The organism is Sporosarcina sp. P19, from assembly GCF_002743165.1.
Lineage (GTDB): Bacteria > Bacillota > Bacilli > Bacillales_A > Planococcaceae > Sporosarcina > Sporosarcina ureae.
Window position 1 is genome coordinate 1 of sequence record NZ_PDYR01000023.1, and the last position, 26,467, is coordinate 26,467.

Annotated in this window: 28 protein-coding genes; 14 read left to right on the plus strand and 14 right to left on the minus strand. The window is 40.6% G+C overall.

Features of this window, described 5'->3' with window-relative positions:
- Nucleotides 1-332: 332 nt before the first annotated feature.
- Nucleotides 333-1,196, minus strand: coding sequence for a nucleotidyltransferase-like protein (locus CSV74_RS15875; protein ID WP_369823735.1), 864 nt, complete (start codon nt 1,194-1,196; stop codon nt 333-335).
- 158 nt (nt 1,197-1,354) lie between these two features.
- Here CSV74_RS15875 and CSV74_RS15880 point away from each other — a divergent pair, with 158 nt between their 5' ends.
- A complete protein-coding gene (locus CSV74_RS15880) occupies nt 1,355-1,711 on the plus strand; it encodes a YgzB family protein (protein WP_029055229.1) in 357 nt (118 codons plus the stop codon).
- Nucleotides 1,712-1,752: 41 nt separating this feature from the next.
- Here the strand turns inward: CSV74_RS15880 and perR are convergent, their stop codons facing one another.
- The 3 genes from perR to bcp all read right to left on the minus strand — a co-directional run bounded on the left by perR (nt 1,753) and on the right by bcp (nt 3,731).
- Complete coding sequence (perR, locus tag CSV74_RS15885) at nt 1,753-2,199, minus strand: peroxide-responsive transcriptional repressor PerR (protein WP_029055230.1); 447 nt, start codon at nt 2,197-2,199, stop codon at nt 1,753-1,755.
- A gap of 102 nt (nt 2,200-2,301) precedes the next feature.
- Nucleotides 2,302-3,246 carry a D-2-hydroxyacid dehydrogenase gene (locus CSV74_RS15890; RefSeq protein ID WP_099692394.1) on the minus strand — a complete coding sequence of 315 codons (945 nt, stop codon included), beginning with the start codon at nt 3,244-3,246 and terminating at the stop codon, nt 2,302-2,304.
- Between the two features lie 11 nt (nt 3,247-3,257).
- The gene (gene bcp / locus CSV74_RS15895) at nt 3,258-3,731 is read right to left on the minus strand and encodes a thioredoxin-dependent thiol peroxidase (RefSeq protein WP_099692395.1); all 474 of its coding nucleotides are present in this window, start codon (nt 3,729-3,731) and stop codon (nt 3,258-3,260) included.
- 174 nt (nt 3,732-3,905) lie between these two features.
- On the opposite strand from bcp, the gene CSV74_RS15900 reads away from it, so the two are divergent.
- Nucleotides 3,906-5,192: a glutamate-1-semialdehyde 2,1-aminomutase gene (locus CSV74_RS15900; protein WP_099692396.1), complete on the plus strand. Its 1,287-nt coding sequence runs from the start codon at nt 3,906-3,908 to the stop codon at nt 5,190-5,192.
- 74 nt (nt 5,193-5,266) lie between these two features.
- The gene (locus CSV74_RS15905; protein ID WP_099670514.1) at nt 5,267-6,346 is read left to right on the plus strand and encodes an FUSC family protein; all 1,080 of its coding nucleotides are present in this window, start codon (nt 5,267-5,269) and stop codon (nt 6,344-6,346) included.
- Nucleotides 6,347-6,475: 129 nt separating this feature from the next.
- On the opposite strand, the gene CSV74_RS15910 is transcribed toward CSV74_RS15905, so the two are convergent.
- The 4 genes from CSV74_RS15910 to mutY all read right to left on the minus strand — a co-directional run bounded on the left by CSV74_RS15910 (nt 6,476) and on the right by mutY (nt 10,447).
- Complete coding sequence (locus tag CSV74_RS15910; protein ID WP_099692397.1) at nt 6,476-8,221, minus strand: ABC transporter ATP-binding protein; 1,746 nt, start codon at nt 8,219-8,221, stop codon at nt 6,476-6,478.
- 48 nt (nt 8,222-8,269) lie between these two features.
- Nucleotides 8,270-8,818, minus strand: coding sequence for a nucleoside tri-diphosphate phosphatase (gene ntdP, locus CSV74_RS15915; RefSeq protein ID WP_029055236.1), 549 nt, complete (start codon nt 8,816-8,818; stop codon nt 8,270-8,272).
- 195 nt (nt 8,819-9,013) lie between these two features.
- Nucleotides 9,014-9,328: a gamma-type small acid-soluble spore protein gene (locus CSV74_RS15920; RefSeq protein ID WP_099692398.1), complete on the minus strand. Its 315-nt coding sequence runs from the start codon at nt 9,326-9,328 to the stop codon at nt 9,014-9,016.
- A gap of 72 nt (nt 9,329-9,400) precedes the next feature.
- Entirely contained in the window at nt 9,401-10,447 is a 1,047-nt protein-coding gene (gene mutY / locus CSV74_RS15925; RefSeq protein ID WP_099692399.1) for an A/G-specific adenine glycosylase, read from the minus strand.
- A gap of 97 nt (nt 10,448-10,544) precedes the next feature.
- On the opposite strand from mutY, the gene CSV74_RS15930 reads away from it, so the two are divergent.
- A complete protein-coding gene (locus tag CSV74_RS15930; protein ID WP_099692400.1) occupies nt 10,545-11,528 on the plus strand; it encodes a metal-dependent hydrolase in 984 nt (327 codons plus the stop codon).
- A 39-nt stretch (nt 11,529-11,567) separates the two neighbouring features.
- Here CSV74_RS15930 and CSV74_RS15935 read toward each other — a convergent pair whose 3' ends face one another.
- Together CSV74_RS15935 and recX are read right to left on the minus strand one after the other, a co-directional pair.
- Nucleotides 11,568-11,900 (minus strand): YfhH family protein, encoded by a 333-nt coding sequence (locus tag CSV74_RS15935; RefSeq protein ID WP_099692401.1) that lies wholly within the window; start codon nt 11,898-11,900, stop codon nt 11,568-11,570.
- Nucleotides 11,890-12,702, minus strand: coding sequence for a recombination regulator RecX (gene recX, locus CSV74_RS15940; protein WP_029055241.1), 813 nt, complete (start codon nt 12,700-12,702; stop codon nt 11,890-11,892). The genes CSV74_RS15935 and recX overlap by 11 nt, the downstream gene beginning before the upstream one ends.
- A gap of 93 nt (nt 12,703-12,795) precedes the next feature.
- Between recX and CSV74_RS15945 the strand changes: the two genes are divergently transcribed.
- The 5 genes from CSV74_RS15945 (at nt 12,796) to CSV74_RS15965 (ending at nt 18,959) form a co-directional block, all read left to right on the plus strand.
- Nucleotides 12,796-13,695: a TIGR01777 family oxidoreductase gene (locus CSV74_RS15945; RefSeq protein ID WP_099692402.1), complete on the plus strand. Its 900-nt coding sequence runs from the start codon at nt 12,796-12,798 to the stop codon at nt 13,693-13,695.
- 107 nt (nt 13,696-13,802) lie between these two features.
- Nucleotides 13,803-14,603 carry a delta-lactam-biosynthetic de-N-acetylase gene (gene pdaA / locus CSV74_RS15950; RefSeq protein WP_029055243.1) on the plus strand — a complete coding sequence of 267 codons (801 nt, stop codon included), beginning with the start codon at nt 13,803-13,805 and terminating at the stop codon, nt 14,601-14,603.
- A 352-nt stretch (nt 14,604-14,955) separates the two neighbouring features.
- Entirely contained in the window at nt 14,956-15,126 is a 171-nt protein-coding gene (locus CSV74_RS16805; RefSeq protein ID WP_099692403.1) for an SE1561 family protein, read from the plus strand.
- 24 nt (nt 15,127-15,150) lie between these two features.
- A complete protein-coding gene (locus CSV74_RS15960) occupies nt 15,151-16,683 on the plus strand; it encodes a fumarate hydratase (RefSeq protein WP_099692404.1) in 1,533 nt (510 codons plus the stop codon).
- Nucleotides 16,684-17,054: 371 nt separating this feature from the next.
- The gene (locus CSV74_RS15965; RefSeq protein ID WP_099692405.1) at nt 17,055-18,959 is read left to right on the plus strand and encodes a heavy metal translocating P-type ATPase; all 1,905 of its coding nucleotides are present in this window, start codon (nt 17,055-17,057) and stop codon (nt 18,957-18,959) included.
- A gap of 39 nt (nt 18,960-18,998) precedes the next feature.
- On the opposite strand, the gene CSV74_RS15970 is transcribed toward CSV74_RS15965, so the two are convergent.
- The gene (locus CSV74_RS15970; RefSeq protein WP_099692406.1) at nt 18,999-19,949 is read right to left on the minus strand and encodes a YihY/virulence factor BrkB family protein; all 951 of its coding nucleotides are present in this window, start codon (nt 19,947-19,949) and stop codon (nt 18,999-19,001) included.
- Nucleotides 19,950-19,984: 35 nt separating this feature from the next.
- Nucleotides 19,985-20,425: a YtxH domain-containing protein gene (locus tag CSV74_RS15975; RefSeq protein WP_099692407.1), complete on the minus strand. Its 441-nt coding sequence runs from the start codon at nt 20,423-20,425 to the stop codon at nt 19,985-19,987.
- A 223-nt stretch (nt 20,426-20,648) separates the two neighbouring features.
- Between CSV74_RS15975 and CSV74_RS15980 the strand changes: the two genes are divergently transcribed.
- Together CSV74_RS15980 and CSV74_RS15985 are read left to right on the plus strand one after the other, a co-directional pair.
- Nucleotides 20,649-22,004, plus strand: coding sequence for an alanine/glycine:cation symporter family protein (locus CSV74_RS15980; protein ID WP_029055088.1), 1,356 nt, complete (start codon nt 20,649-20,651; stop codon nt 22,002-22,004).
- Nucleotides 22,005-22,078: 74 nt separating this feature from the next.
- Entirely contained in the window at nt 22,079-22,300 is a 222-nt protein-coding gene (locus CSV74_RS15985) for a DUF1128 domain-containing protein (protein ID WP_029055089.1), read from the plus strand.
- A gap of 28 nt (nt 22,301-22,328) precedes the next feature.
- Here CSV74_RS15985 and motB read toward each other — a convergent pair whose 3' ends face one another.
- Nucleotides 22,329-23,096: a flagellar motor protein MotB gene (gene motB / locus CSV74_RS15990; RefSeq protein WP_029055090.1), complete on the minus strand. Its 768-nt coding sequence runs from the start codon at nt 23,094-23,096 to the stop codon at nt 22,329-22,331.
- Nucleotides 23,080-23,889: a flagellar motor stator protein MotA gene (motA, locus tag CSV74_RS15995; protein ID WP_029055091.1), complete on the minus strand. Its 810-nt coding sequence runs from the start codon at nt 23,887-23,889 to the stop codon at nt 23,080-23,082. The genes motB and motA overlap by 17 nt, the downstream gene beginning before the upstream one ends.
- Before the next feature lie 185 nt (nt 23,890-24,074).
- On the opposite strand from motA, the gene CSV74_RS16000 reads away from it, so the two are divergent.
- The 3 genes from CSV74_RS16000 (at nt 24,075) to CSV74_RS16005 (ending at nt 26,242) form a co-directional block, all read left to right on the plus strand.
- The gene (locus CSV74_RS16000; protein WP_099692408.1) at nt 24,075-25,307 is read left to right on the plus strand and encodes an aminopeptidase; all 1,233 of its coding nucleotides are present in this window, start codon (nt 24,075-24,077) and stop codon (nt 25,305-25,307) included.
- Between the two features lie 107 nt (nt 25,308-25,414).
- The gene (locus CSV74_RS16810; protein ID WP_169535197.1) at nt 25,415-25,555 is read left to right on the plus strand and encodes a hypothetical protein; all 141 of its coding nucleotides are present in this window, start codon (nt 25,415-25,417) and stop codon (nt 25,553-25,555) included.
- 108 nt (nt 25,556-25,663) lie between these two features.
- Nucleotides 25,664-26,242, plus strand: a complete 579-nt coding sequence (locus tag CSV74_RS16005; protein WP_099692409.1) for a beta-class carbonic anhydrase — start codon at nt 25,664-25,666, stop codon at nt 26,240-26,242.
- Nucleotides 26,243-26,467: the final 225 nt, after the last annotated feature.

Genomic DNA, 26,467 nt, shown 5'->3' on the forward strand with positions numbered 1-26,467 from the left:
TCGATTAGCTCGAGTTTCATTTGCTGGCATCAATTAAGATACTCATTTTGTTCATGTCATCGTTAGATGCACAAACTGTATTTCGTTAACGTTTTGCTGTTCAGTTTTCAAGGTTCGTGTTTTTTACTTCTTGTAAAAGCAACTTCTCTAATATAACTCATCTTGCTTTCATTCGTCAAGTCTTTTTTGAAATTCTTTTTTCGAATGTGTTGTGCGCATTGTTAGAACGTTTCTCCCAAGCGACATTTACTATAATAACATGACGTCAAAGAATAAGTCAACAACTATTTCAATAAAAGTTATAGAGCGATCGTAGAATCGCTCTACTACAGCTACCGAGCCCTTATAATACGGTACTCTCTATGGAATAGCAACTCATTTTTAGATGGTACTTGTGTAATTTCGATTAGATTCTTATCCACTAAATATTCGATAAAGAACTCTAAATCCGAGGAATACAATGCTAGCTCGTCCTGTTCGTGCAATTGCTGGACGGTCCATGATTCCTTTTCCCCCATGATTGCCAACAAATGTACCGCCGCTTCATTTGTATAGTTATGGATGAAGAACTCACTTGCCAAGAACACTAAATCTAAACGCTTCTCTATTTCCTCTTCACTGCCTATCAGTTCTTCATATAACTTAAAAACAGCTGGATCTATTTTTTTCATTTGTGTCCAGACTGTATTTTCCGGTAAAACGTTGCGTTTAACTGCAACGAACCTAGCCAGGTGGTGCAATGTATTGATCGCGTACAGATAGGAGTCCATATGTTGTTTTCTTTCGAAATGAATTTTCCCTTCATTATAAGCGCGAATCATTTTAGCCATTTCTATTCCCATTTTAATGCCCCTACCAAACAACGGTTCTTCGGATAAGCGTTCTTTTAGCCGTTCCGCATATTCATCACGGTCAAAAAATACTTTCCCGAGGATGAGCCAATCAATGATTTTCTTGTTAGTTCCTACGAGCAACCAATGCGTTAGTTGTCGTTCGCTAATGATATGCATAGCTGCTTTACGTTTACCATCAGTATAGTGTTTTGTCTGAATGGGTATTTCATTGTTTGAGGTAATAATAAATAAGATCTCATCAAAAGTATCCGTGATCGGGTCGTCTTCTCTTTGATTGCCAATTAGGAGCACGCTTAATGTCTCAGGTAAACTAGCTCTTTCTTGGTACACTGGCCGTAGCATTTGTTCCACTTTCTCGCCTCCCAGCTTTTTATAGGACGTCTCGAATACTCTATTTCGACGAATTTCACATAAAATCCTTTATTTTAAAGGGAGTTTGTACTGCATTTACATAATAATATGATATATTAAGTGAGGATAGCGTTAGGAGGAAACTTAAGATGAAGCCTTACAAAAATAAAATAAATCGTATTCGATCATTTGCCTTGGCACTTATTTTCATTGGAGTTGTCATTATGTACATCGGAATCTTTTTCCGTTCCAATGAAATTGTCATGTTAATCTTTATGTTCTTGGGAATGCTTGCTATTATCGGTAGTACAGTGGTGTATGCGTGGATCGGTACCTTGTCGACACGAGCCATACGAGTACAATGTCCGAATTGTGGTAAACATACTAAAGTGCTCGGACGTGTTGATATGTGCGGACATTGCCGCGAGCCATTAACACTCGACCCAAGTCTTGAAGGAAAAGATTTCGACATCGCATATAATAAAAAAGTGAAGCACGAAAAATAATACAAAATAAAAGAGTGTAGCCCATTAGGAGCTACACTCTTTTATTTAGCTTGGGTTTGTTTTGCTGCTGCGCAGTCAGGACAAGTTCCATACACTTCTAAACGATGTGAATTTACTTGAAAACCCGTTACATGCGCTGCAAGATGTTCTACTTCTTCCAGACCGGGATGGTAGAAATCTACAATCTTACCGCAATCGTCACAAATAATATGATAATGATCATGTGTCACGAAATCAAAACGACTTGACGCATCTCCGTATGTCAACTCTTTTACTAATCCAGAGTTTTGGAATACACGCAAGTTGTTATAAACTGTCGCCACACTCATATTAGGAAAATCTTCTTCTAGCGCTTTATAGATTTCATCAGCAGTTGGATGTGAATGGGATGTGATTAAATACTCGAGAATCGCATGTCGTTGCGGAGTAATTCTCACACCACTTTCTTTCAATGTCACTAACGCGTCTTTTAAGAACACTCCAGGCATCGTAATGCACCTCACTTCATAAGGATTACTTCTTTATAATCATTATAATTAGTTTACTCAACTATGGGGTGTATTGTCAACTATTCTGCCGATAACACTATATTAGTAGCCTTTTGCCAAATCTACTCGGTTGATGAGATCTTGATCTCCCGCCACCCATTTTTCAAGATTAATATCCATGATATCTAAGGAGCGTTCAATGTATTGATCAGAAAGACTAGACATATGAGGAGATACCGTACAGTTCGGCAATTCCCAAAATGGACTATCCTTAGGTAAAGGCTCTGTTTCAAAGACGTCAAGTACCGCATGACGAATTTCATTATGTTTTAACGCGTCCAACACATACTGCTCTTTCACTGCGTCTCCCCTACCCACATTCATAAAGACAGCTGTCTCCTTCATTGCGCGGAAATGCTCTGGTTGATAAATCCATCGCGTTTGAGGTGTGCTCGGCAATATAGAAATCACATAATCGACTTGAGGTAGTTTCTCGAGGATCTCATCTAAAGAAATCGTTTCATTCATATGAGGACTTGCATGCCCTGAACGGTTACATCCGATTGTACGTACATGAAACGCCTGCAGAAGCCTCCCGATTTCTCCTCCTATCGCACCTGTTCCTACTATTAAGGCAGTGGAGTGATTCACTTCACCTGGTAAAGAGTCCAGCTCCCAGTTCTTCTCAGCCTCTCTTTTATAAATGCCCGGCAACCCTCTTTCAAGGGATAATAAATGAGCCAGTACAGATTCTGCTAATGGCATTTTATGAACTCCATGCGAATTAGTGACTAGAATTTTTCGCGCTTGTAGCGCTTCAATCGGCAATGTATCGACTCCTACAGCCGCAACCATGACCCATTTCAATTCAGTAGCTTTTTCGACATGTCCTGATTTTAAATCCCCGCCATCTGTCACAATTACTTCTATATCTCCTAATGCCACTTCATCTATATTTGTTGTGTATATAAAATCGACATTCGGATATTTCTCTTTCAACTGCTCTTTAAATGAGGTTTTAATCTTAAATGTGAACAATATCTTCAACTGTCCATCTCCTATTTCGTCAGTTGCTCGAGTGTCGCGAGCGCATCCTCTACATGACCTTTCACGCGAACTTTCCGCCATTCTTTTACTACGGTACCTGTAGGATCAATCAGGAATGTAGATCGTTCTATTCCCATATACTCTTTACCGAAGTTCTTCTTTAGCTTCCAAACTCCATACTGTTCAGCTACCGAATGATCTTCATCTACAAGTAAAGAAAATGGCAAGCCGTGCTTCGCGATAAACTTTTGGTGAGAAGCTGCGTGATCAGGACTGACACCTAGCACTACTGCATTCAACCCTTCAAATTCTGCTTGCGCATCACGAAAATCACAAGCCTCCGTCGTACAGCCAGGTGTTGAGTCTTTCGGATAAAAATACAACACTACATATTTTTTCCCTTTGAATTGATTTAATGAAATCATTTCACCATTTTCATTCGCTAACGAGAATGCAGGTGCTTGTTTTCCTTCTAATTTTTCCATTGATAATCCTCCTCTAACTTATAAAAACAAATAGTACATTTCCATCTCTCCATACTCATCGTATCGGAAGTATTTGAATTTTACAATTTACCTATACTTCACACTGAAGGTGGAGACTTCACTCTAATTAATGCTAAAATGGATAACGTATAATTGATTTGGAGGAATTAACTAATGAACCGAAAAAATTCAGAAGCACTCTACGCAGAAGCATGTGAACATATTGTGGGTGGCGTCAACAGCCCAGCCCGAGCTTACGGAGCGGTTGGCGGTGGTGCACCTACTGTCATGGAGCGTGCAGAAGGCGCTTATTTCTATGATGTAGATGGTAATCGCTATATTGACTACTTGGGAGCATACGGCCCGATCATTACAGGTCACGCACATCCTCACATAACAAAAGCTATTACGAAGGCTGCGGAAACAGGCGTACTCTACGGAACGCCTACACGCCATGAAGTACAGTTTGCAAAAATGTTAAAAGAAGCAATTCCAGGAATGGACAAAGTTCGCTTCGTAAACTCCGGAACAGAAGCTGTTATGACAACTATTCGTGTAGCAAGAGCTTTTACTGGCCGTACAAAGATTATGAAGTTCGCAGGTTGCTATCACGGTCACTCGGATCTTGTATTAGTAGCTGCTGGATCTGGTCCTGCTACATTAGGCACGCCCGATTCTGCAGGTGTCCCTTCTTCTATCGCGAAAGAAGTCATCACCATTCCATTTAATGATCCTGAAAGCTATAAAGCAGCAATGAAGCAATGGGGCGATGAACTTGCTTGTATTCTAATCGAACCCATTGTCGGGAACTTTGGAATCGTCGAGCCGAATGAAGGGTTCTTGGAACTCGTTCATGAGTTAGCTAAAGAACAAGGTGTGTTGACTATCTACGATGAGGTCATTACAGCGTTCCGTTTTCATTATGGTGCGGCACAGACGTTACTTGGACTACAACCAGATTTAACAGCATTCGGAAAGATTATCGGCGGTGGCTTACCAATTGGTGCTTATGGCGGTAAAAAAGAAATTATGGAACAAGTTGCTCCACTCGGCCCTGCCTATCAAGCAGGAACAATGGCTGGAAATCCTGCATCCATGCTTTCAGGAATTGCTTGTCTAGAAGTATTGCAAGAACCAGGTATCTATGAAGAAATGGATCGCTTAGGTGGTTTACTTGAAGATGGTATTCTGAAACTGGCTAAAAAACACACTATCCCATTGACGATCAATCGTCTCGGAGGCGCACTTACACTGTTCTTCACGGAAGTCAAAGTGGAAAACTACAAGCAAGCTGAAGCAACAGACGGAGAAATCTTTGGTCGTTTCTTTAAAGAAATGCTGAAAAACGGTGTCAATTTGGCACCATCTAAGTATGAAGCTTGGTTCTTAACTTCTGCTCATACAGAATCCGATATAAACGAAACACTTGAAGCAGTAGATCGCGCATTTAAAGCACTTTGAAATAGAACAATTGACCGTTTTATGCGTATATTGTAAAGTAAGCATAAAAGAGCTTTTAGGAAAGGAATTACCCAATGAAACTTGGTGCCCGCGTCTTTAAGACGGGTATTGCGATTGTATTTGCTCTGTTTCTCGCAAATTTACTAGATTTACCTACAGCAGTGTTCGCAGGTATTGCAGCTATTTTCGCAATCCAACCCTCTATTTACAGATCCTACTTAACAATAGTGGAACAACTGCAAGGTAATTTAATCGGTGCCACTATAGCAGTCTTATTCACACTCATCTTTGGGCCTCAATTAATAATCGTCGGTTTGGCAGCCGTCATCGTCATGACGATTATGTTGAAACTAGGCCTTGAAAAGTCTATGTCACTCGCACTCGTCACGATGATTGCAGTGATGGAAGTTAAAGATGATGCCTTCTTAACATTCGCCCTTCTTCGTGTAGGTACAATTTTGGTAGGTGTACTAGCAGCATTCATTGTGAACCTAGTCTTTATGCCGCCAAAATATGAAACGAAACTGTTTCAGGCGATTCACCAAGCACAGGACGAAATTATTCGTTGGACGCGTCTAGCTGGTCGTCAAGTTTCTGAACACACCGCTATGAAGAAATCGTTGAGTAAGTTAAAGGAACGTCTGATACAAATTGATCAGCTGTACTTATTATTTAAAGAAGAGCGTAGCTATTTCAAGAAAACTTCTGCTGCAAAAGCGAGACGGCTTGTTGTCTATCGGCAAATGGTCGCTACAACTAGAAGTAGTTATGACGTCCTGAAAAGGCTGCACAAGTTTGAAAATGAACTGATCAATCTTCCAGAGCATTTTCGTATGATGATTCAGGAGCGTCTAGAGTCACTACTCGTTTACCATGAACAGCTTCATCTGAAATTCGTTGGTAAGCTAAAAGCTGATTTCGACGAGGATGAAACACATAGTGAGTTTATTCAGCGACAAGAAGTGATGAATATTTTCGTGAAAGAAATTGCCATTACCAATGAAGAAGAAGAGTTTTCTTCTTATCACTTACTTCATGTCCTTTCCTCCATCCTGAATTACGAGGAACAGCTAGAGCATCTAGATACGTTGATCACTTCTTATCAAACACGATATGAAGATGAAGAGAATATTTTAGAAGATGAATTCTATTAATAAAGCGGCACAAGACTATTATAGTCTTGTGCCGTTTTTGTTTATATAAATAATCAAAGTTCGGTTGCTAAATGTTTCGGATTTTCATTATAGGAATTATGCTGATCCTCTCCATGTCGCCCCTTCTAATTATCCCCAAAGTTCCTGACGATTGTATAAACCAGCGTATGTACCGTTTAATTTCATCAATTCCTGGTGGGTACCTGATTCTTTTAAGTCTCCGTGGTCTATCACATAAATACAATCTGCATGTGTAATAGTAGATAATCGATGGGCAACGATTAGTGTAGTACGATCATGCGCCAAGCGCTCCAATGAATCTTGGATGAGCGCTTCACTTTCCAAATCCAAGGCAGATGTTGCTTCATCCAAAATGAGCAATGCCGGGTTCTTCAGGAAGACGCGGGCAATGGAGATACGTTGTTTCTGTCCACCCGACAACTTCACGCCGCGCTCTCCTACTCTTGTATCATATCCTTCACTCAGTGTTTCAATAAAATCATGCGCATTTGCTGCTTTTGCTGCAGCGATGACTTCTTCATCTGTCGCATCTGGCTTCCCCATCAAAATATTACTTTTGACAGAATCGCTGAACAGAATTGAATCTTGAAGTACCATACCGATCTGATCACGAAGCGACTTAACCTGTACGTCACGGATATCATGACCGTCGATACGAATAGCTCCCGACGTTACATCGTAAAATCTCGGAATCAAACTGATAATAGTGGATTTCCCACCACCACTCATACCAACAAGAGCAGCTGTTTCGCCTGGGCTAATCCTCAAGCTAATATTTTTCAGTACTTCCTCTTCTTCATATGCAAAGCTGACACGATCAAATTGGATTTCTCCAGCAATTGATGGCAATGCTTTTGCATCCTCTTTATCGACAACGTCATATTTTTCATTCATTAAGTCCAGTACTCTGTCCATTGATGCAAATGATTGCGTCAATGAAGTAGATGAGTTAACTAATCGACGTAATGGCGAGTACAGTCTTTCTATGAATGCGATGAAAGCGACCATCGTTCCGACAGTTAATGATCCGTTGATTACTTGGTAGCCCGCATAGCCAATAACGAGTAACGGAGCCACATCGGTAATCGTATTGACGACAGCAAACGCTTTGGCATTCCAGCGTGTATGTTCAATTGCCCGGTCAAGGAATTTATTGTTTACTTCATCAAAACGTTCCTGCTCTTTTTCTTCGATTGCAAAGCTCTTAATAATACTGACTCCCGCCACACGCTCATGCAAATAACTTTGTACATCAGCAAGTGCCTGGGATCGTTTACGTGTTAACTGACGCAATTTACCGAAGAAATGCTTGACACTGAATGCATAAAACGGAAATGCGAGCAATGTGACGAGTGTTAACTCCACATCTAATGTCAACATGATGGCAATTGCAATAATGATGGTAGCTAAGTCTAGCCAGACGTTCATCAAACCAATCATGACGAAGTTTTTTGTCTGCTCTACGTCATTGATGACTCGCGATATCACTTCACCTGCACGTGTATTAGAATAGAAGCGCAATCCAAGCTTTTGCAAATGACTATAAAGCGATTTGCGGATATCGAACAAAATTTTATTACTAACTAACTGTGCATAGTATTGACGATAATATTCCACCGGCGGACGGATCAAGAAGAACACAATGATCGTGCCGCCGAGCCAATAAAATAATTGCTGTGTTTTATCGGAGTCACTTAACGTCGGCGAACCGATGATATCATCAATCACAATTTTAATTAATAATGGTAAAAACAACGGAATGGCAAACTTTACGACACCAATAAGAACAGTGAGAACAATTTGCCAGTTATATGGCTTTACGAATTGAAGATAACGTTTAATACTTTCGCCCATTTAGTTCCTCCTACTAAAAAAACCTGACTTGCACGGATGCAAGCAGGTCTAGCTTTGTTCTTCTTGGATTTGCTTATAAAATTCATAACGTGAAGTCCACACATCAATGAAATCGGGAGCAAATGGACCTTTTCGTTGTTTGATCCAGCCAAGAAGCTTCTTTAAGTTATCCTGCAAGATTAAATCTATGACTTCCGGATAATTCATTTGACGCTTATGATCTGCATATTCGTCTTCATCAAGAATCAAATAGCTCATATCAGGAAACACTTTTACGTCCAAGTCATAATCAATATACTTTAAGTACTTTTCATCGTAAACGAATGGTGAACTCATGTTGACATAATAGTAGACACCATCTTCACGTAGCATACAAATGATGTTAAACCAATTTTCCGCATGAAAGTAGCAGATGGATGGCTCACGTGTCAGCCAAGTGCGACCATCGGATTCTGTCACAAGTGTGCGTTCATTACCGCCGATAATAATATTGCGTGTGCCTTTTAATACGAGTGTCTCTTGCCAGACACGGTGAATTTTGCCGTTATGTTTGTAGCTGTGTATCTGTACAGTTTCTCCTTCTTTTGGGATTGCCATTTTTTATACCACCTTTGAGCCTTGCCGCTCTTGCTATCTGTTCATTATACCAACAGCTTTCCTAAATTTAAAACGATTCAACCATCTATTTTGTAATTGATTGAATACAATAGGTCCACAGCATGTTTTTTTACGCAAGAAAACCGGTAGAAATGGCTTATAATAGCCTTTTCTACCGGTCCGTGATGACCACGCTTAGTTTGAACCTTTATATTGGTTCGCACGTGCTCCTGAAGCTTTTTGTTTGTTTGCTTCTGCTTTGTTGATTTGTTTCTTCACTTCATTGACATCTGTCTCAGATCCGAACTCCTCGTTCATAGAGGACTGCATCGCGGATGAAGAAGACTGCATGTTCATCGCAGACTGCGCGTTTTGCTGACGAACTTGATTAAAGTCCGTCTCGGAAGCGAACTCTTGATTCATCGATGGTTGCGCATTCTGTTTCTTCACTTGGTTCGCATCTGTCATAGATGGGTCTAGCTGTGAATTTTGTTTTGGTTTCTTTTGCATGGATTATTCACCTCCGTACTGACTATGATGTCCTGTAAGTCGGACTTTTATTCACGGAGATTTATAAAGTTTTCACCATTCCAGCAAGTCGATAATTTTTAGGACAGGTTTTGACTTTGGCAGCGCTTCAACTTCTTGTTTAGTGAAGAACTGCAAATCACCTTCTGTATGTTCCTCTTCCAATTGTGCACGATATACATGAATATCCCATGTGATATGGGAAAACACGTGATGGACATGCGGTAACTCTTGAAGGTTTTTTAATTTCAATCCTTTTTCTTTTTCAAATGCTTCCACTGCAGAAACTTCTTGAAGTTCGATCATTGGAAATTCCCAAAGACTAGCAAGTAGTCCTGTGCTTGGACGTTTCTGCAACAACCAATTGCCGTCTTCATTTTGAATCGCGAAAGCAGCTAACTTAACATGTTTCATTTTCTGCTTTTTTATCTTAATTGGTAGTTGCTGTTGTTTTCCTTCTTCAAAAGCGATACAAAAATCTCTAACTGGGCATAATAAACAATGTGGATTCGGCGTACATATGGTTGCGCCCAATTCCATGAGCGCTTGGTTAAAGGAAGATGGATCCTCCTCCGAAATTAACTCCATTACAGCTTGTTCAAATAACTTTTTATTACGTGGCAATGCTATATCTTCTTCAATTAATAAAATTCTCGACAATACACGCATGACATTTCCGTCTACTGCATGTTCAGGTACCCCATAGGCAATACTTAAGATGGCACCTGCCGTGTATGGCCCGACTCCTTTTAATGTAGAAATTTCTTTTCGGTTATTAGGAACTTTCCCGCCATAAGTTTCAACGACTTCTCTCACACCCGATTGAAGGTTGCGCACTCTAGAGTAATACCCTAGTCCTTCCCACATTTTCAAGATATCTTCTTCGGGTGCATCTGAAAGATCTTGCATTGTGGGAAACTTTTTAATGAAACGTTCATAATACGGTATGACAGTATCTACTCGGGTCTGTTGTAACATAACTTCCGAAATCCAAATATAGTATGGATTATCGGTCCTCCTCCAGGGCAAGTCTCGTTTTTCGGCTTCATACCAAGTCAATAACGCATCTTGAAATGCTTTCTTTCGTTCAATAATTTGCATATGGACCTCGCTTCTTCATGTAAATACTTTTAGTTATGATGATAAAGGGTATATAATTATAAGTAGTATATAACTCTTCGGATAAAGGAGTGATAATTTGGATACAGGCACACATATTGCTATGGGTGTTGCGATTAGTGGATTGGCTCTTGCTGATTCAACTGTAGCAACTGAACCAGCCACAATGGGCGCCGTATTTGCAGGTATTATGGTCGGTTCACTAATTCCCGATATAGACACGGTATTGAAGCTTCGTAACAATGCTGTCTATTTAAGTAATCACCGTGGTATTACGCATTCGGTTCCAGCTGTTATGCTGTGGCCTTTGCTAATTTCCATACTATTGACTTTCATTGTTCCTGAATCAATTTTCTTTCACGTCTGGGCTTGGACATTTTTAGCTGTGTTCACACATGTATTTGTCGATATTTTCAACTCATATGGTACACAAGCTCTTCGCCCTTTTTCTCATAAATGGGTAGCCATAGGAGTTATTAATACATTTGACCCGATTATATTTGGACTCCATGTAATTGCAATCCTGGCATGGGTGCTCGGGGCAGACCCTGTCTTCACGATGTCCACATTATATGTCGTCATCTTCTTCTATTACCTATTGCGCTTTGCAGTGAAGAGCGCAGTGAAGAACGCAGTCAAGAAGACGATTCCAAACGCGACGCATATATTCACTGCACCTACGATGAACTTCTTCCAGTGGCGAGTTGCTGCCACGACAGATGTTGACCATTATGTAGGACGAGCATACGGACGGTCTATTACAATTTACGAACGATTTGAGCGCGAAGTGATGCCGATGTCGCCTCAAGTTGAAGTAGCACTGGAAGATCCAAACATGCAAGCTTTCACTTCGTTTTCGCCGCTTTATCGATGGTCGATTTCGGAAAAAGGACATATTTATGAAGTTCGTTTAATTGATCTGCGTTATCGAAGCAAGGGTTACTACCCATTCGTTGCAGTCGCACACGTCAATGAAGACTTAGAAGTAGTCAATTCTTATACAGGCTGGATCTTCTCAGAAGAAAAGTTGCGTAAAAAGCTGAATTTCGCCCCAAATAACTAAAGAACGTTCGTGCATAGTGCACGAGCGCTCTTTTTCTGTTTATTTTCCGCTTTTTATATTTTTCAACATAGCAAGTGGCAATGCTTCTTCGGCTTTCTCACCGCCTAAGCGATACCCCCATGCGAACAACCCTTTGAGGTAGTCCACTTGAAAAAAGACCCCATCGTCTCCTTCAATACGGTACATCTCGCCCGGCTTAATAGTAGCGGGATCTACAAGATATGACTGTACAAGAGTCGCTTTTCTTTGGTGAACTGCGTATTCACTAATCATCCCCATTTGTTCAGCCTTACGTGCTTTCTCCATTAGGTTAGCGACTTCACTACGCAGTTCGTTTTCATTCATCTCACTATAATGTTTTTCAGTATCCATCTTCTTCATTCCTTTTCTGTTCAATAAATTGATCGATTTGACTGAGCGGAATTCCTTTTTGATACATAGATTGCTTTACGCGTTGTCTAAGATCGGATCCTGAGTATTTGCTTTGGTATCGTCTCCATGCTTTCTCACCGAATGCAGACGTGATATCGGACCACTCTTCTTCATCACGTTCAATTGTTACATTGCTGAGAACTTCCGAAATTTGTTGATAAGAAAATCCTTTTCTAGCCAATGTGTTTTGTATTTTTTGCTTTACTTGTGCAGGAGGCTGTGAATTATTCGAACGAATCGTCTTTTCGGCCAACTTCATGGCATTAGCCATTTGATCTTCCATTGTATATTCCTCCAATGCTTGAGTTTGCAGTTCTTTGGGTATACCTTTCTTATAGAGAGATTGCTGAATTGCTCTCGGACCTTTTAATGTGCTATTTTTTTCTGTACGTACAAGGGCCTCCGAAAATGCTTCATCATTCAAAAAGCCAAGTCGTTTTAACTTCACGATAGCTTCTAGAACAACCGCTTCTCCATACTCTTTTTCAAGTAATTTCTTTTTGACTTCCATTTCACTCCGCATTCGGAATGATAAAAAGTGTAACGCACGATTAAATGCCTTTTCAATTTGATCCGAATAAACAATTTCATCCTTAGACCAATCGTCTAATTCCATCCCTTTTGTGAGTTCGAATTTCACTAGGACTGTTTCATGGACACTAAATGCATATTGATCATCAAGGAAAATATTATAACGTTCGCTATCTCGTTTTTGTTGTGATATTTTGGTAATAAGCGGCACGTTTCCATCACCTACTTTATCTTAGTATACCGCTTCTTACCGTGGTGGTCAGCAATAGTGTATTAATTTTCAAGAGAATGGAGGGAAACCATTATGAGAGTGGTTATTACAGGGGGAACTGGATTCATTGGTACTATCTTAACTGAGAAGTTGAAGGGAAAAGGTCATGAAGTTGTCATCTTCTCGCGCAAGCCTTCATCGAAGCATAATGGAGTTCACTATGTTCAATGGTTGACAGATCAGGCATCACCCGAGAATGAAGTGGGGCAAGTAGATGCATTTGTCAATTTAGCAGGGGTGTCCATTGATGACGGTCGTTGGTCTGAAGAACGAAAAAAGCAAATTTACGATAGCCGAATCACTGCTACACAAGAAGTGTTGCGTATTATACGAACACTTCCGGAGAAACCTCGGGTCTTAGTGAATGCGAGTGCGATCGGTATTTACCCTACGTCGTTTACAGCTGAATATACGGAAGATTCCACTGCAGTCGGCGACGATTTTCTAGCCAAAACCGTACATGACTGGGAAAAGCTTGCGGGACAAGCAAATGAAATGGGTGTACGTACTGTATATACACGATTCGGCATTGTACTCGGTAAAGACGGCGGTGCACTTCCACTTATTAAGCTGCCTTATCAATTATTTGCCGGTGGAAAAATTGGTTCAGGCAATCAATGGTTTTCGTGGGTGCATGTTGAAGACCTAGCCAATGCTATTCTCTTCTTAATAGAGAATGATGACGTGGAAGGTCCCGTTAACGTAGTTGCACCGAGTCCGATGCATATGAATGCTTTCGGAAAAACGATCGGCAAAGTATTGCATCGTCCGCACTGGTTCCCAGTTCCAAGTTTTGCAATGAAAGCAGCATTGGGAGAAAAAAGTATCGTTGTTTTGCATGGTCAGCATGTATTACCGGAAAAGCTACTGGCTAACGGATTTATCTTTTCCTACCCTTCATTACGACCGGCACTTGAAAATCTGTTAAAATGATTTCAAATGTTTGTTAAAACGTTTTTTCGTTTTGACAAACATTTTTTCGTTTTCATTACATACAAAGAGCCGATTAGCACATGCTTAGTAAAAAGGAGTGATGCTTAATGACTCATCATTTGTCAGGAATTTTACTGGCATCTTGTTTGCTAATTGTGGGAGTTATTATGAACCCTTTCACTGTCCAAGCAGAAGCTTTTCATTGGGGTTTTAAAAAGGCCACAGAAGGAGTTCCCCCTTCTGCCGGAGCAGAACTGGATAAATTACTTGATGATCACGGTGCAATCTATAAAGGGAAAGAAGATAAAAAAGTCGTTTATCTAACATTCGACAACGGATATGAAAATGGCTACACTGAAAGCATTTTAGATACACTAAAAAAAGAGAAAGCACCCGCCACATTTTTCTTGACGGGGCATTATGTAAAAAGCGCCAGTGACTTAGTAAAACGCATGGTGAAAGATGGTCACGGTATCGGAAATCATTCATATGACCACCCGAACATGGCGAATTTAACTGAGAAACAGATGGAAGATGAGTGGAAGAGGCTAGATGAAATTGTATATGCTACTACTGGTCAAAAGAGGACGATCTACACGAGGCCGCCAGAGGGGACATTTAATGCAAAGTTACTGCAAAAAGGAAATGACCTCGGGTATAGGCATATTTTCTGGTCCGTCGCATTCATTGATTGGCATCGGGATCAACGTAAAGGAAAAGCGTATGCCTATAACGAATTGATGAATCAATTACACCCGGGTGCTGTCATTCTAATGCATACCGTATCTCCTGATAACGCAGAGGCACTCCCCGATTTCATTCGTGATGCCAAGAAGCAAGGCTATAAATTCCACTCACTCGATCAGTTAGTGAAAGAATATGAAAAAGGAAATGCGATTACACAATAAATAAGAGACCTTATCTGTATATTCACTACCAACAGATAAGGTCTCTAATTATTTGATTCATCTTCAGTTTGCATGTTTACATTCGTAGTTATCCAACGTGTTCTTCGATGTTGGATTGTTACGGATCCCCTCCTTCGTTGTTATGTGTCTAGGATTCGATTCGTCTCTATAACTACGACCTCCTTTTCTTTTGATTAAACTTACTATAACAACTATTCTGTTAATTGTAAAGTGTTTTAATTAAGAATTTTATATTTTCTGTTATTTTACTATTTACTGCACGCACAACAAAATCAGATTGAAAAAAATAGTGTTTTCGTATACGATATCAATGATAGAAAGAGGTGTACGTATGGATCACTCACAAAATAACGAACAAGTCGTCGAACTGAAGAATCGATTCAATCAATTCATTGAAACATTAGAAGCGATTGAACCTGAACACACGGACCTCCAAGATATAGATCGTCTAATCATGTTACTCGATGAATTGGAAGAACAGATGGATAGTTCAAAAAAATAACATATACTAACGGGGGATTTTGAGATGTACATAGAGACAATTGAGAAGAGTATATATGAACTGGTTTGCGAAACGTCCACAAACTTACCAAAAGACGTTAGACGTGCAATCCTTTCCGCAAAGGAAAAAGAAAATAAAGGAACAAGCGCTGCAATGAGTTTGGATACGATCGCAAATAATATCAATATGGCAGATGATAAACTATCTCCAATTTGTCAGGATACAGGCCTTCCTACATTCAAGATCAAAACACCAATCGGAGTAAACCAATTGGAAATCAAAGCGGCTATTGTACGCGCTTTGGAGTTAGCTACAAAAAAAGGAAAGCTCCGTCCGAACGCTGTAGATTCATTAACTGGCGAGAATAGCGGCAATAACTTAGGAATCGGCCTACCAGTCGTAAAGTTTGAACAATGGGAAGAAGATTATATAGAAGTAAAGTTAATCTTAAAAGGCGGCGGATGTGAAAACAAAAACATCCAATACAGCCTCCCTACTGAATTAGAAGGACTTGGCCGTGCAGGACGCGATTTGGACGGTATTCGTAAATGTATCCTTCACTCGGTTTACCAGGCACAAGGACAAGGTTGTTCTGCTGGATTTATCGGTGTTGGAATCGGCGGCGATCGTTCATCTGGATATGACCTGGCGAAAGAACAACTTTTCCGTGACGTAACAGACGTTAATCCAATTCCTGAACTTGCACAATTGGAAGAATACGTATTAGAAAAAGCCAATCTTCTTGGAATCGGGACAATGGGCTTCGGCGGCGAAGCAACATTACTAGGATGTAAAATCGGTGTCATGCACCGTATTCCTGCAAGCTTCTACGTGTCTGTAGCGTATAACTGCTGGGCATATCGCCGTATGGCAGTGAACATTAATGCCAAAACTGGTGAAATCATGGATTGGCACTATAATGAAGGCGAGAAAATTGCATTCGAACAGCCAGCTGAAGAAGCAAAATCCACTGCACGTATTGTACACTTGCAAGCGCCTATTTCAGAAGATGACGTTCGCGACCTTCATGTTGGCGACGTGGTAAAAATTTCAGGCCGTATGTACACAGGTCGCGATGCAATCCATAAGCATTTAATGGATAACGATGCACCTGTTGATTTGAATGGTCAAGTCATCTATCACTGCGGACCGGTTGTTCTTAAGAATGATGAAGGTAAGTATGAGATCAAAGCAGCGGGACCTACGACTTCTATGCGTGAAGAACCGTACCAAGGTGATATCATGAAGAAGTTCGGTATCCGCGCGGTGATCGGTAAAGGCGGAATGGGACCTAAAACACTTGCGGCTCTTAAAGAGCATGGCGGCGTGTACTTGAATGGTATCGGCGGTGCAGCGCAGTATTATGCTGACTGTATTAAAGAGGTAGAAGGCGTCGACTTGCTGGAGTTCGGTATTCCAGAAGCACTATGGCATTTACGCGTAGAGGACTTCACTGCAGTCGTAACGATGGACTCTCACGGTAATAGCCTGCATGCTGACATCGACAAGTCATCTCTCGAAAAGCTCTCTCAGTTTAAGGAAAAAGTATTCAACTAATAAGTAAGCAGCGAATGAGAACCGTCATTCGCTGCTTTTTTATGTGAATAAATAGATTGGCTTGAATAGGTGTTGAAGATAGATGAACCGTTACGCTGCATTCCAGGCGGACGCGTTTGCCTAGAGCGCAAATCCCCTCCTCAACACTAATGATAGCCTTACCCTTATAACTTTTAGCCCGATTTTCATTAATTAGCCATTTAAGTAACACTTCTCATTGAGAAATGATATACTGTAGATAATAACTATTACAACTTCATATTCATTCTATTTTGATGCCAGAAAAGTCGATTCTACTACTGTAGAGTCGACTTTACTGCTTTAATAAGAACTTTGAAATTGAAATTCATTATCAATTAGGAGGAGAATACATGACAACACTTACAAAAGAACAACCGGAACAGACGATTGACTGGTCTGCACGTCTGGAATTGATTGCGGCTATATTATCTGGAATTATCATTCTTGCTGCATGGATTTTAGGGAAAAACGGTACAGAATCCTTTTCTGTCACGCTGTATATTATAGCGTTTCTGATTGGAGGTTACGCTAAAGCCAAGGAAGGTATTGAAGAAACAATAAAAAACAAAGAACTGAACGTCGAAATGCTCATGATCTTCGCGGCTATTGGTTCAGGAATTATCGGATACTGGGCTGAAGGCGCAATCCTGATTTTTATCTTTGCAATTAGTGGGGCGCTAGAAACCTATACGCTCAATAAAAGTCATAATGAAATATCGTCTTTGATGGAATTGCAGCCAGAAGAAGCATGGCTACTACTTGAAGATGGCAGCGAGAAAAAAGTATCCACAGACTCTTTATCGATTGGATCTATATTGTTAGTTAAACCTGGTGAACGAATTCCCGTTGATGGTGAAATCTTAAGCGGCGTCACTTCGATTGATATGTCAGCAATCAACGGGGAATCTATCCCAGTGACGAAGCAGGAAAATGATGAATTATTTGCAGGAACAGTTAATATTAGTGGTGCGATCCGCATGATAATGACCAAACCAAGTTCTGAAACGTTATTCCAAAAGATTATAACGATGGTGCAAAACGCACAAAGCGAGAAGTCTCCTTCTCAACAATTTATCGAGCGCTTTGAAGGATCTTATGTAAAGATTGTACTGGCAGCAGTTGTCATCATGATGTTTCTTCCCCACTTCTTATTTAACTGGGACTGGACTACCTCCTTCTACCGTGCGATAGTCTTGCTAGTCGTCGCCTCCCCTTGTGCATTGATGGCTTCGATTATGCCCGCTACATTAGCGGCTGTTTCTAACGGTGCTAGAAAAGGGGTATTATTTAAAGGTGGTATTCATCTAGAACACTTGAGTACATTACAAGCATTCGCTTTTGACAAAACGGGTACTTTGACGAATGGGAAACCAATTGTAATGGATTTCATTGTTCGTGAAGGTACGGATATGAAAGAGGCACTCGCTTTATTTGCAGGTGCAGAATCACTGTCCAATCACCCATTGGCAAAAGCAATTATCCATTACGCTGCAGAGCATGGTGTAGAACCTAAACGTAATCTTCATATTGAAGACGTTCCTGGATTTGGTATTAAAGCAGAGACAGATCACGGCGAAATTCTAATCGGTAAACCGAAATTTGTTGGCGAAGAGTTAGTGGAAGAATTTCAGGACAATGTGGCAGTATCACTTGCGAATGAAGGTAAAACTGTCATCTTTATGAGAGATGAACAAGGAATTGTAGCGCTAGCTGCTTTACAGGATACATTACGAAAAGAAGCTATTTCTGCAATTAAATCACTGCAATCTCTAGGGCTTCGTACAGTCATGTTAACTGGTGATAATGAAAAGACTGCACATGCAATTGCAAACGAAGTAGGTGTGGATTCCTACGTAGCTGAATGTCTACCTGAGGAGAAAGTGGTTCAGCTTAAGCAACTATTGAAAGAGCACGGTACGGTCGGCATGGTGGGAGATGGAATCAATGATGCTCCAGCTCTTGCTACTGCCACTTCCGGCATCGCGATGGGTGAAGGTACAGATGTAGCGTTGGAGACAGCTGATGTTGTACTCATGCAAAACGACTTGAATCGCTTGTCATATGCAATTAAGCTTTCAAGAAAAATGCAACGAATCGTTAAACAAAATGTATTCTTCTCGATAGCTGTTATCTCGATCCTCATTATCGCAAACTTCATGCAAGTAGTGGATTTGCCTCTTGGTGTCATCGGACACGAAGGAAGTACGATATTAGTTATATTAAACGGTTTACGGATGCTTAATAAAATAGAATAAAAAAGTGAGGAAAGGGAATCCCTTTCTTCACTTTTTTAATTATACAGTTGATTGTGTATGATCTTGACGATTTTTCACAACTGAATTGATCGTACCACCAAGTAACAAAATGATAGCTGATAAGTATAACCACATGATTAATACGATAATTCCAGCGATACTACCATACGTATTGGCATAGCTCCCAAAATTACTAATATAGAAAGAGAACCCTAGTGAAGTAATGATCCATCCTATTGTTGCAAATATAGCACCTGGAAGTATTTCTTTAAAATGTAACTTCACACTTGGCACTAGCCAATATAATAATGAGAATACCGCAAAGATCAGGAATGGTGGAATGAGGAATCGAACCAAATTCCATACTGTCAGGAACGTCTCTTCCAATCCTAAGAACGTGAAGATCACTTGCCCTATTGGTTGACCGAATATAGGTAACACTAACGCAATGATTACCGTCGCAACTAACATAATAGTAAATGCAATTGACAATCCTTTAGAAATGAAAAAATTCCTATCTTCTTCCACTTCATATGCATCATTCAAGCCTTTTGTTACTGCACCCATACCTTTAGACGCGGACCAAATTGTAGCCAAGATTCCGACTGACAGTAACCCTCCACTTTTATTATCCAGCACTTCAGTGAGTGTTCCTTCAATTAAAGAAGCCGTACTATCCGGCGCATACTCGCGGATAAACAAGAAGATTTGGCTCTGGTCCAACTGTAAGTAAGGTAGTAATGTGAAAAGAAAGATTAGTAGAGGGAATAAAGACAATAGGAAAAAGAACGCTAACTGCGAACCAGCTGCTGAAATATCCAATTCTTTCACCCGGATAATCAATTGTTTGAAAAAGCCGCTCGTAGTAGTTGGGTCAAAATCATCCTCTTCTCCGTCTTTTATATCTTTAATGAATTCTTTTACTCTTTCTGTTTGGGATTCCTCTTGATTTTCAGTATCAAAAGAAGGGGCACTTTTTTGTTTATCCAACTGATGTGTCCCCCTTTCATTTACTGATTTTATTCTTATTTTTTCTCTAGTGGTATCACGTTTTTTTTTTGGATCATCGGTGGCAACGAAGCATCTCCATCTGTTGAAACAGAAGATGCAGCTGTAGAATTATCCTCGATGATATGCTCATACTCTGATTTGGAATCAGCGATTGCTTCTTTTGTGTCCGCAAACATTTCTTTCACTTGCGGAGTTAGTGTCTTGATTTCATCGACCTGTGATTTGATGTAATTTACATCACCTTTCACTTGATCAACAAGAGTTTGTACTTTTTCTTTTTTCTGTTGGAACTCATTTTTTATGATATCCGGATTTTCTTTGTAATACAATGCTTTTTCATACGATGTTCTAGCTGTAGTCATCGTGTGCTGTCTAGTTGCTCGGTCCAACATACTCACTGCAGCTCCAAGTAGTGCGCCGCCTAATACATATCTTCCAAATTTACTGGAACTCATATATTTTTCGCCTCCTTATTCACGTTTACGTCTCACTTCATTATACCCATAATGCAACTTACCAAACAATCTTTGTTACACTTTATTCAAAAAAGGCTTGACGAATCGTTCTATTTTTTAGATTATTAACAATAACATGTTAATAACAGAGTCTACTGAAAGGAGTTGATTATCGCAATCTCGGAAACGATTATAAATATCTTAGAGAAATTGGGGGGATGAAATGGAGAAGATCGAGAATTTCTTGACTACTGCTTCCGATTTAATATGGGGACCACCGTTACTCATTTTATTAATTGGTACCGGAATTTATTTAACACTGCGCTTAACATTCATTCAATTGCGATTACTGCCCTATTCACTGAAACAAGTATTTACACGGAAGCATGATAAAAAAGCAGACGGTGACATTTCACAGTTCCAGGCTCTAATGACCGCGATGGCCGCCACAGTGGGTGTCGGTAATATTGTCGGGGTTGCATCTGCCGTTGTAGCAGGTGGACCAGGTGCGATTTTCTGGATGTGGCTAGCCGGATTCTTCGGTATGGCAACAAAATACAGTGAGGCAATCTTGGCTGTTAAGTACCGTGTCAAAGATTCTAACGGCTTAATGGCCGGCGGACCGATGTACTATCTTGAACATGGTCTGAAGCAAAAATGGCTCGGCGTACTATTTGCGATATTCGGCGCACTGGCTGCGTTCGGTATTGGTAACGGAACACAATCCAAAGCAGTAGCAGACGTAATGAAGAGCACATTTGAAGTACCCTACTATATTACAGGAATTGCCTTGGTACTATTCGGTGCCCTTGTTATTCTTGGGGGTATCAAATCAATCGGTCGTGTAACGGCATTCTTCGTACCGATCATGGCATTATTCTATTTCATTGCCGGAGCGATCGTTATGGTATTAAACATTGAACAAGTTCCAGCAGCATTTGGTCTTATCTTCACGGATGCATTCACAGGCCAGGCAGTTGCCGGGGGTGCAATCGGTACAGTCATTCGATTCGGTGTTGCACGCGGACTCTTTTCCAACGAAGCGGGTCTCGGTTCTGCACCAATCGCTGCAGCAGCTGCACGTACAGATATGCCTGGACGTCAGGCTCTAGTTTCAATGACGCAAGTATTATTTGATACGTTAATCATCTGTTCGATTACAGGTGTCACGATTGTTATGAGTAATAAATGGCAAGATCAATCAATTGATGCTGGTACTTTGACAGCTGAAGCGTTCGGCTCTTTCCTTGGTGGTGTCGGACCCATTCTAGTATCAATAGGACTTGTGTTCTTTGCTACATCCACCATTTTAGGTTGGAGTTATTACGGAGAGAAGTGTTTCCAATATCTCTTCCCGAACCGCACTGCAGTCCTTGCCTACCGAGTAATATTCGTAGCATTCATCTATGTAGGTGCTACTGCATCACTAGATCTTGTATGGATTTTGGCGGATGTATTGAATGGCTTAATGGCTATTCCAAACTTAATTGGATTGCTCGGTTTGTCCGGTGTGGTCATTATGGAAACAAGACGTTTCAAGAAGAAAATTGACGAAGAACGTGAAGAAGCTCGTAAGTAACGCCTCACAGTGCAGTTGACAGCTTACTGCTTTCATGAAATGATAGTTTTCATTAGAGGAAAGGCGGTAAGAATATGGATCTATCTACAAAATCACCAGAGAATGTCTCATACATGATTGAAAAGATTAAAGAAAAACTACGCATGGTAAATGTGGATGCGATGAAACCCGAAAATTTCAGTACAGAACAGTACGAGGATTTGTACTATATGTACGAAATGGTCATGAAACGTGACAACATCACACCGAATGAAATGCAGGCAATTGCTACAGAACTTGGTTCTATGCGCAATTAAAAAAGCGACTCCATGTGGAGTCGCTTTTTTATTGCGCTGTGACAGGTGTGCCATCTTTTAAGACAAGTGGCTGAATGAGTACTTCCACTCTTCGGTTTTTACTGCGATTTTCTATCGTATCATTTGGTACGATCGGCTTATACTCCCCGTACCCTTTCGCACTGAATAGATTCGGATCGACTTCATTGTCTGCCACAATGATTTTCAGGAACTCTACCGCACGCATAACGCTTAATTCCCAGTTAGATGAATACTCTGCATTGTTGATCGGTATGTCGTCTGTATGACCCGTGATGACCACTTGACGAGGTCTATCAAGTGTCAGCAGTCCGGAAATATCATTTGCCAGTCTTTTATACTCAGGAGTGATTGTTGCTTCTCCCGATTTAAACAGTACACTATCTCGAATCGTCAGCAATAAGCCTTCGCTTGTCATTTCAGTATCGAACTGATTTTCTAACTCATTCACAGCAATATACTCATCCAAATCATCCTGCGTTTCTCCCAAAGATTGTTGGTCTTCTATATAGGAGGAGTTTTCGTCTTGCTCCCCTACCGAATCGTCTGGAACAGGGGTAGTGGTTGGCGCGCTTTCACTCATGATGCCACTACCACTTTCAAATATTTCACTGAATACTTTAGAGACTTCTGCAAATCGTCCCTCGTCTACCGAACTCGTAGCAAATAATACGATGAATAATGCTAGTAATAATGTCAATAGATCGGCGTAAGGCAATAACCAGGACTCATTAATATGTTCTACTTCATGTTTCTTTTTCTTACGCTTCTTCGCCAACTTTACCAGCTCCTTCGCCGCCATCAATAGCTAGCTTCTTCCGGTCTTCGACTGAAAGATAAGATGCCAATTTTTGTTCTATAACACGCGGTGCTTCCCCTTCCAATACGGAGAGAATGCCTTCAATCACCATAGTCCTCTGTCGGACTTCTTCTTTAGACTTACGTACGAGTTTATTGGAGAACGGATGCCATAAAACGTACCCTGTGAAAATCCCAAGCAATGTTGCAATAAATGCCGCGGAAATCGCATGTCCTAACGCATCGATATTATTCATATCTTTTAGTGCGGCAATCAGTCCTACAACTGCTCCGAGAACTCCTAGCGTCGGGGCGTATGTACCAGCTTGTGAAAAGATTAATGCACCGACTGAATGGCGCTCCTGCATTGCCTCAACTTCTTCGCTTAATACATCACGAATATAATCGGCATTCTGTCCGTCAATCGCCAAACTCAATCCATTTTTCAAAAACGGATCATCAATTTCGTCTGTTTTTGCTTCTAAAGCAAGTAATCCTTCTCGACGAGCAACATCAGCCCATGAAGAGAATAGACGAATTAATTCTGCGTCTGACGCAAGTTTTTGCTGCGTGAAAATAATTTTGAATAATTTAGGTATCTTTTTTAATTCACTCATCGGAAATGCGATGACAACAGCGGCAATCGTTCCTGCTATGATGATTAGGATAGCAGCCGGGTTAAATAACGCGTCGGGGGTTACTCCTTTTAGCGTCATTCCGATAAGGAGAGCTGCAAACCCTAATACTAAACCTACAATTGTGGACAAATCCATGTATAAAGCCTCCAAATACTGCATTCTTCTTATTATTTCGGTCATTTTATGACGTTGTTTAGGGAATGCTGCCGACTATTCTTAGGCAGTTAAGAGTATTTCATTCTATTTCGTTTGCTTTATCGTTGCGAACTGTTATCTTCACTTGTTAGAATTGTCACAATACGTAAAAAGGAGATGTCATGATGAATCAATTTCAAGATCAACTTTCCAATTATGCCGACTTAGCTGTTAAGGTGGGTGTAAATATTCAACAGGACCAATATCTATTCATCAGCGCTTCTACTGAAAATACTTTATTTGTTCGATTAATCGTCGAAAAAGCTTACGATGCAGGAGCACGGCAAGTGTTCGTAGACTGGGTAGACGATGTCGTTACACGTCTGCGTTATGAAAAAGCACCAGCGGATTCGTTTTCCGAGTTCCCTACGTGGAAACAGATGGAACGGGAACAGTTAGCTGAAAAAGGTGCTGCTTTCATGTCGATCGTATCGCAAGACCCTGACTTATTAAACGGTATCGAATCTAGCAGAATACGCGATAATCAAAAAGCTGCTAGTACTGCTCTCAGCAAGTTCCGCCAAGCTATGCAGGCAGATAAGTTCAGCTGGACTGTCATTGCTGCACCATCGACAGCTTGGGCAGCTAAAATTTTCCCTGAGTTATCTACAGAAGAACAAGTGCCTGCTCTATGGGATTCTATTTTACGTGCTGTAAGAGCTGATCAGCCTAATCCAGTGCAAGCATGGAAAAAGCACAATGAAAACTTGCATGAAAAAGTAGATTATTTGAATGGTAAACATTACCGTAAACTTCATTATACAGCTCCTGGCACTGACTTAACAATAGAATTACCGGAAAAGCACTTATGGTGTGGTGCTGGTAGTGTCAACCAGGCTGGGCATGAGTTTATGGCGAATATGCCGACTGAAGAAGTCTTTACGGCACCGTTAAAAACTGGAGTGAATGGCTCTGTTACTAGCACAAAACCACTTAGCTATGCAGGAACAATCATTGATGGCTTCACGATTCAATTTAAAGAAGGAAAAATCACAAACGTTACTGCTACTCAAGGCGAGGAAATACTGAAACAACTAGTCGATACGGATGAAGGCTCACAATTCCTTGGCGAAGTGGCACTAGTACCGCACGACTCACCTATTTCTAACTCGAATGTGTTATTCTATAATACATTATTTGATGAAAATGCTTCGAATCATTTGGCAATTGGAAGTGCCTACGCATTTTGTCTAGATGGTGGGAAGGAAATGGATTCCGAACAACTACAAGCTAATGGATTGAATCAAAGCTTAACACACGTCGACTTCATGATTGGATCTGAAAAGATGGATATTGATGGAATTCTCGAAGACGGAACAGTAGAACCTGTCTTCCGTAACGGTAATTGGGCATTCTAAAATCCGTCACTTTTCATTCAAAGTTTACAGTAGCTCTTAATATTTTCTTGAAAATCGTGTATAATAGATAAGAGAACATAATACATTTCAGAAAGAGGGGCTTTCAAATGGCTTTAATGTATACAACAGTTATCGGTTACATGGTTGTTCTTGGACTTGCATCCTTGTTTACGATGCACTTCTTATCTGGATCAATGGATTCAAACGACTCCATTACTATTGATCCTAAACCAGAAGGCAGAAACTAATTTGCTTCTATTCCAGTCTTAATGGATATGGATTTAATGATTAGAGTTGCCTAAAAAGGCGACTCTTTTCTTTTACATACTATAAATGATACGAGGGAGATTAAAACAATGACATCATTATCCGAAATTATGATTTATAACAAAACGTTTGTTGAAGAAAAAAAGTACGAAGAGTTTTCCACTACGAAATTTCCTAATAAACGGATTGTCATCCTTACATGTATGGATACAAGATTAATCGAGCTTCTCCCTAAAGCGATGAATTTGAAAAATGGCGACGCTAAAATTATTAAGAGTGCTGGCGCGATCATCACGTCTCCTTTCGGCGGTCTGATGAGAAGTATTTTAGTTGCCGTTTATGAGTTACAAGCAGATGAAGTATACGTAATTGGCCATCATGATTGTGGCATGAGCTCTATCAACACGGATCACATTATAGGAAATATGATTGAGCGCGGCGTAGATCCAAACATGTTCAAAACATTGAAGTACTCCGGTATCGATATGGAGAAATGGTTGCACGGTTTCAGCGATGTAACTGAGAGCGTGAAAAAGAGTGTAGACGCGATCCGTAACCACCCACTCATACCAACAGACGTAAATGTCCATGGTCTTGTTATCGATCCTGGTAACGGTAAGCTGGACATTATTGAAGATGGTTACAAAGCACAGGAAGTATCTCAGTAAAATTATATTGATGAAAATAACCGGCCTCTTCTGCTTGAAGGGTCGTTTTTTTTGTGTTTTTATGGCGTGGCTGTGAGGGGCGGGGCGGAGGCTATTGAGCGGTTATGTGTCGACTATGATCGCTTCGACTGTATGTATGAGCGGTTTCTAGACGTTATAGAGCGGTTACTTCGTGTGATAGAGCGGATCGGCAAGAATTATGAGCGCTTACACGAAACTATGAGC

Coding starts and splice junctions, on each gene's coding strand:
- CSV74_RS15875 (WP_369823735.1), bottom strand. CDS start 1,196: ATGCTACGGCCAGTGTACCAAGAAAGAGCTAGTTTACCTGAGACATTA.
- CSV74_RS15880 (WP_029055229.1), top strand. CDS start 1,355: ATGAAGCCTTACAAAAATAAAATAAATCGTATTCGATCATTTGCCTTG.
- perR (WP_029055230.1), bottom strand. CDS start 2,199: ATGCCTGGAGTGTTCTTAAAAGACGCGTTAGTGACATTGAAAGAAAGT.
- bcp (WP_099692395.1), bottom strand. CDS start 3,731: ATGGAAAAATTAGAAGGAAAACAAGCACCTGCATTCTCGTTAGCGAAT.
- CSV74_RS15900 (WP_099692396.1), top strand. CDS start 3,906: ATGAACCGAAAAAATTCAGAAGCACTCTACGCAGAAGCATGTGAACAT.
- CSV74_RS15905 (WP_099670514.1), top strand. CDS start 5,267: ATGAAACTTGGTGCCCGCGTCTTTAAGACGGGTATTGCGATTGTATTT.
- CSV74_RS15910 (WP_099692397.1), bottom strand. CDS start 8,221: ATGGGCGAAAGTATTAAACGTTATCTTCAATTCGTAAAGCCATATAAC.
- ntdP (WP_029055236.1), bottom strand. CDS start 8,818: ATGGCAATCCCAAAAGAAGGAGAAACTGTACAGATACACAGCTACAAA.
- CSV74_RS15920 (WP_099692398.1), bottom strand. CDS start 9,328: ATGCAAAAGAAACCAAAACAAAATTCACAGCTAGACCCATCTATGACA.
- mutY (WP_099692399.1), bottom strand. CDS start 10,447: ATGCAAATTATTGAACGAAAGAAAGCATTTCAAGATGCGTTATTGACT.
- CSV74_RS15935 (WP_099692401.1), bottom strand. CDS start 11,900: ATGGATACTGAAAAACATTATAGTGAGATGAATGAAAACGAACTGCGT.
- CSV74_RS15945 (WP_099692402.1), top strand. CDS start 12,796: ATGAGAGTGGTTATTACAGGGGGAACTGGATTCATTGGTACTATCTTA.
- pdaA (WP_029055243.1), top strand. CDS start 13,803: ATGACTCATCATTTGTCAGGAATTTTACTGGCATCTTGTTTGCTAATT.
- CSV74_RS16805 (WP_099692403.1), top strand. CDS start 14,956: ATGGATCACTCACAAAATAACGAACAAGTCGTCGAACTGAAGAATCGA.
- CSV74_RS15960 (WP_099692404.1), top strand. CDS start 15,151: ATGTACATAGAGACAATTGAGAAGAGTATATATGAACTGGTTTGCGAA.
- CSV74_RS15965 (WP_099692405.1), top strand. CDS start 17,055: ATGACAACACTTACAAAAGAACAACCGGAACAGACGATTGACTGGTCT.
- CSV74_RS15975 (WP_099692407.1), bottom strand. CDS start 20,425: ATGAGTTCCAGTAAATTTGGAAGATATGTATTAGGCGGCGCACTACTT.
- CSV74_RS15980 (WP_029055088.1), top strand. CDS start 20,649: ATGGAGAAGATCGAGAATTTCTTGACTACTGCTTCCGATTTAATATGG.
- CSV74_RS15985 (WP_029055089.1), top strand. CDS start 22,079: ATGGATCTATCTACAAAATCACCAGAGAATGTCTCATACATGATTGAA.
- motA (WP_029055091.1), bottom strand. CDS start 23,889: ATGGATTTGTCCACAATTGTAGGTTTAGTATTAGGGTTTGCAGCTCTC.
- CSV74_RS16000 (WP_099692408.1), top strand. CDS start 24,075: ATGAATCAATTTCAAGATCAACTTTCCAATTATGCCGACTTAGCTGTT.
- CSV74_RS16810 (WP_169535197.1), top strand. CDS start 25,415: ATGGCTTTAATGTATACAACAGTTATCGGTTACATGGTTGTTCTTGGA.
- CSV74_RS16005 (WP_099692409.1), top strand. CDS start 25,664: ATGACATCATTATCCGAAATTATGATTTATAACAAAACGTTTGTTGAA.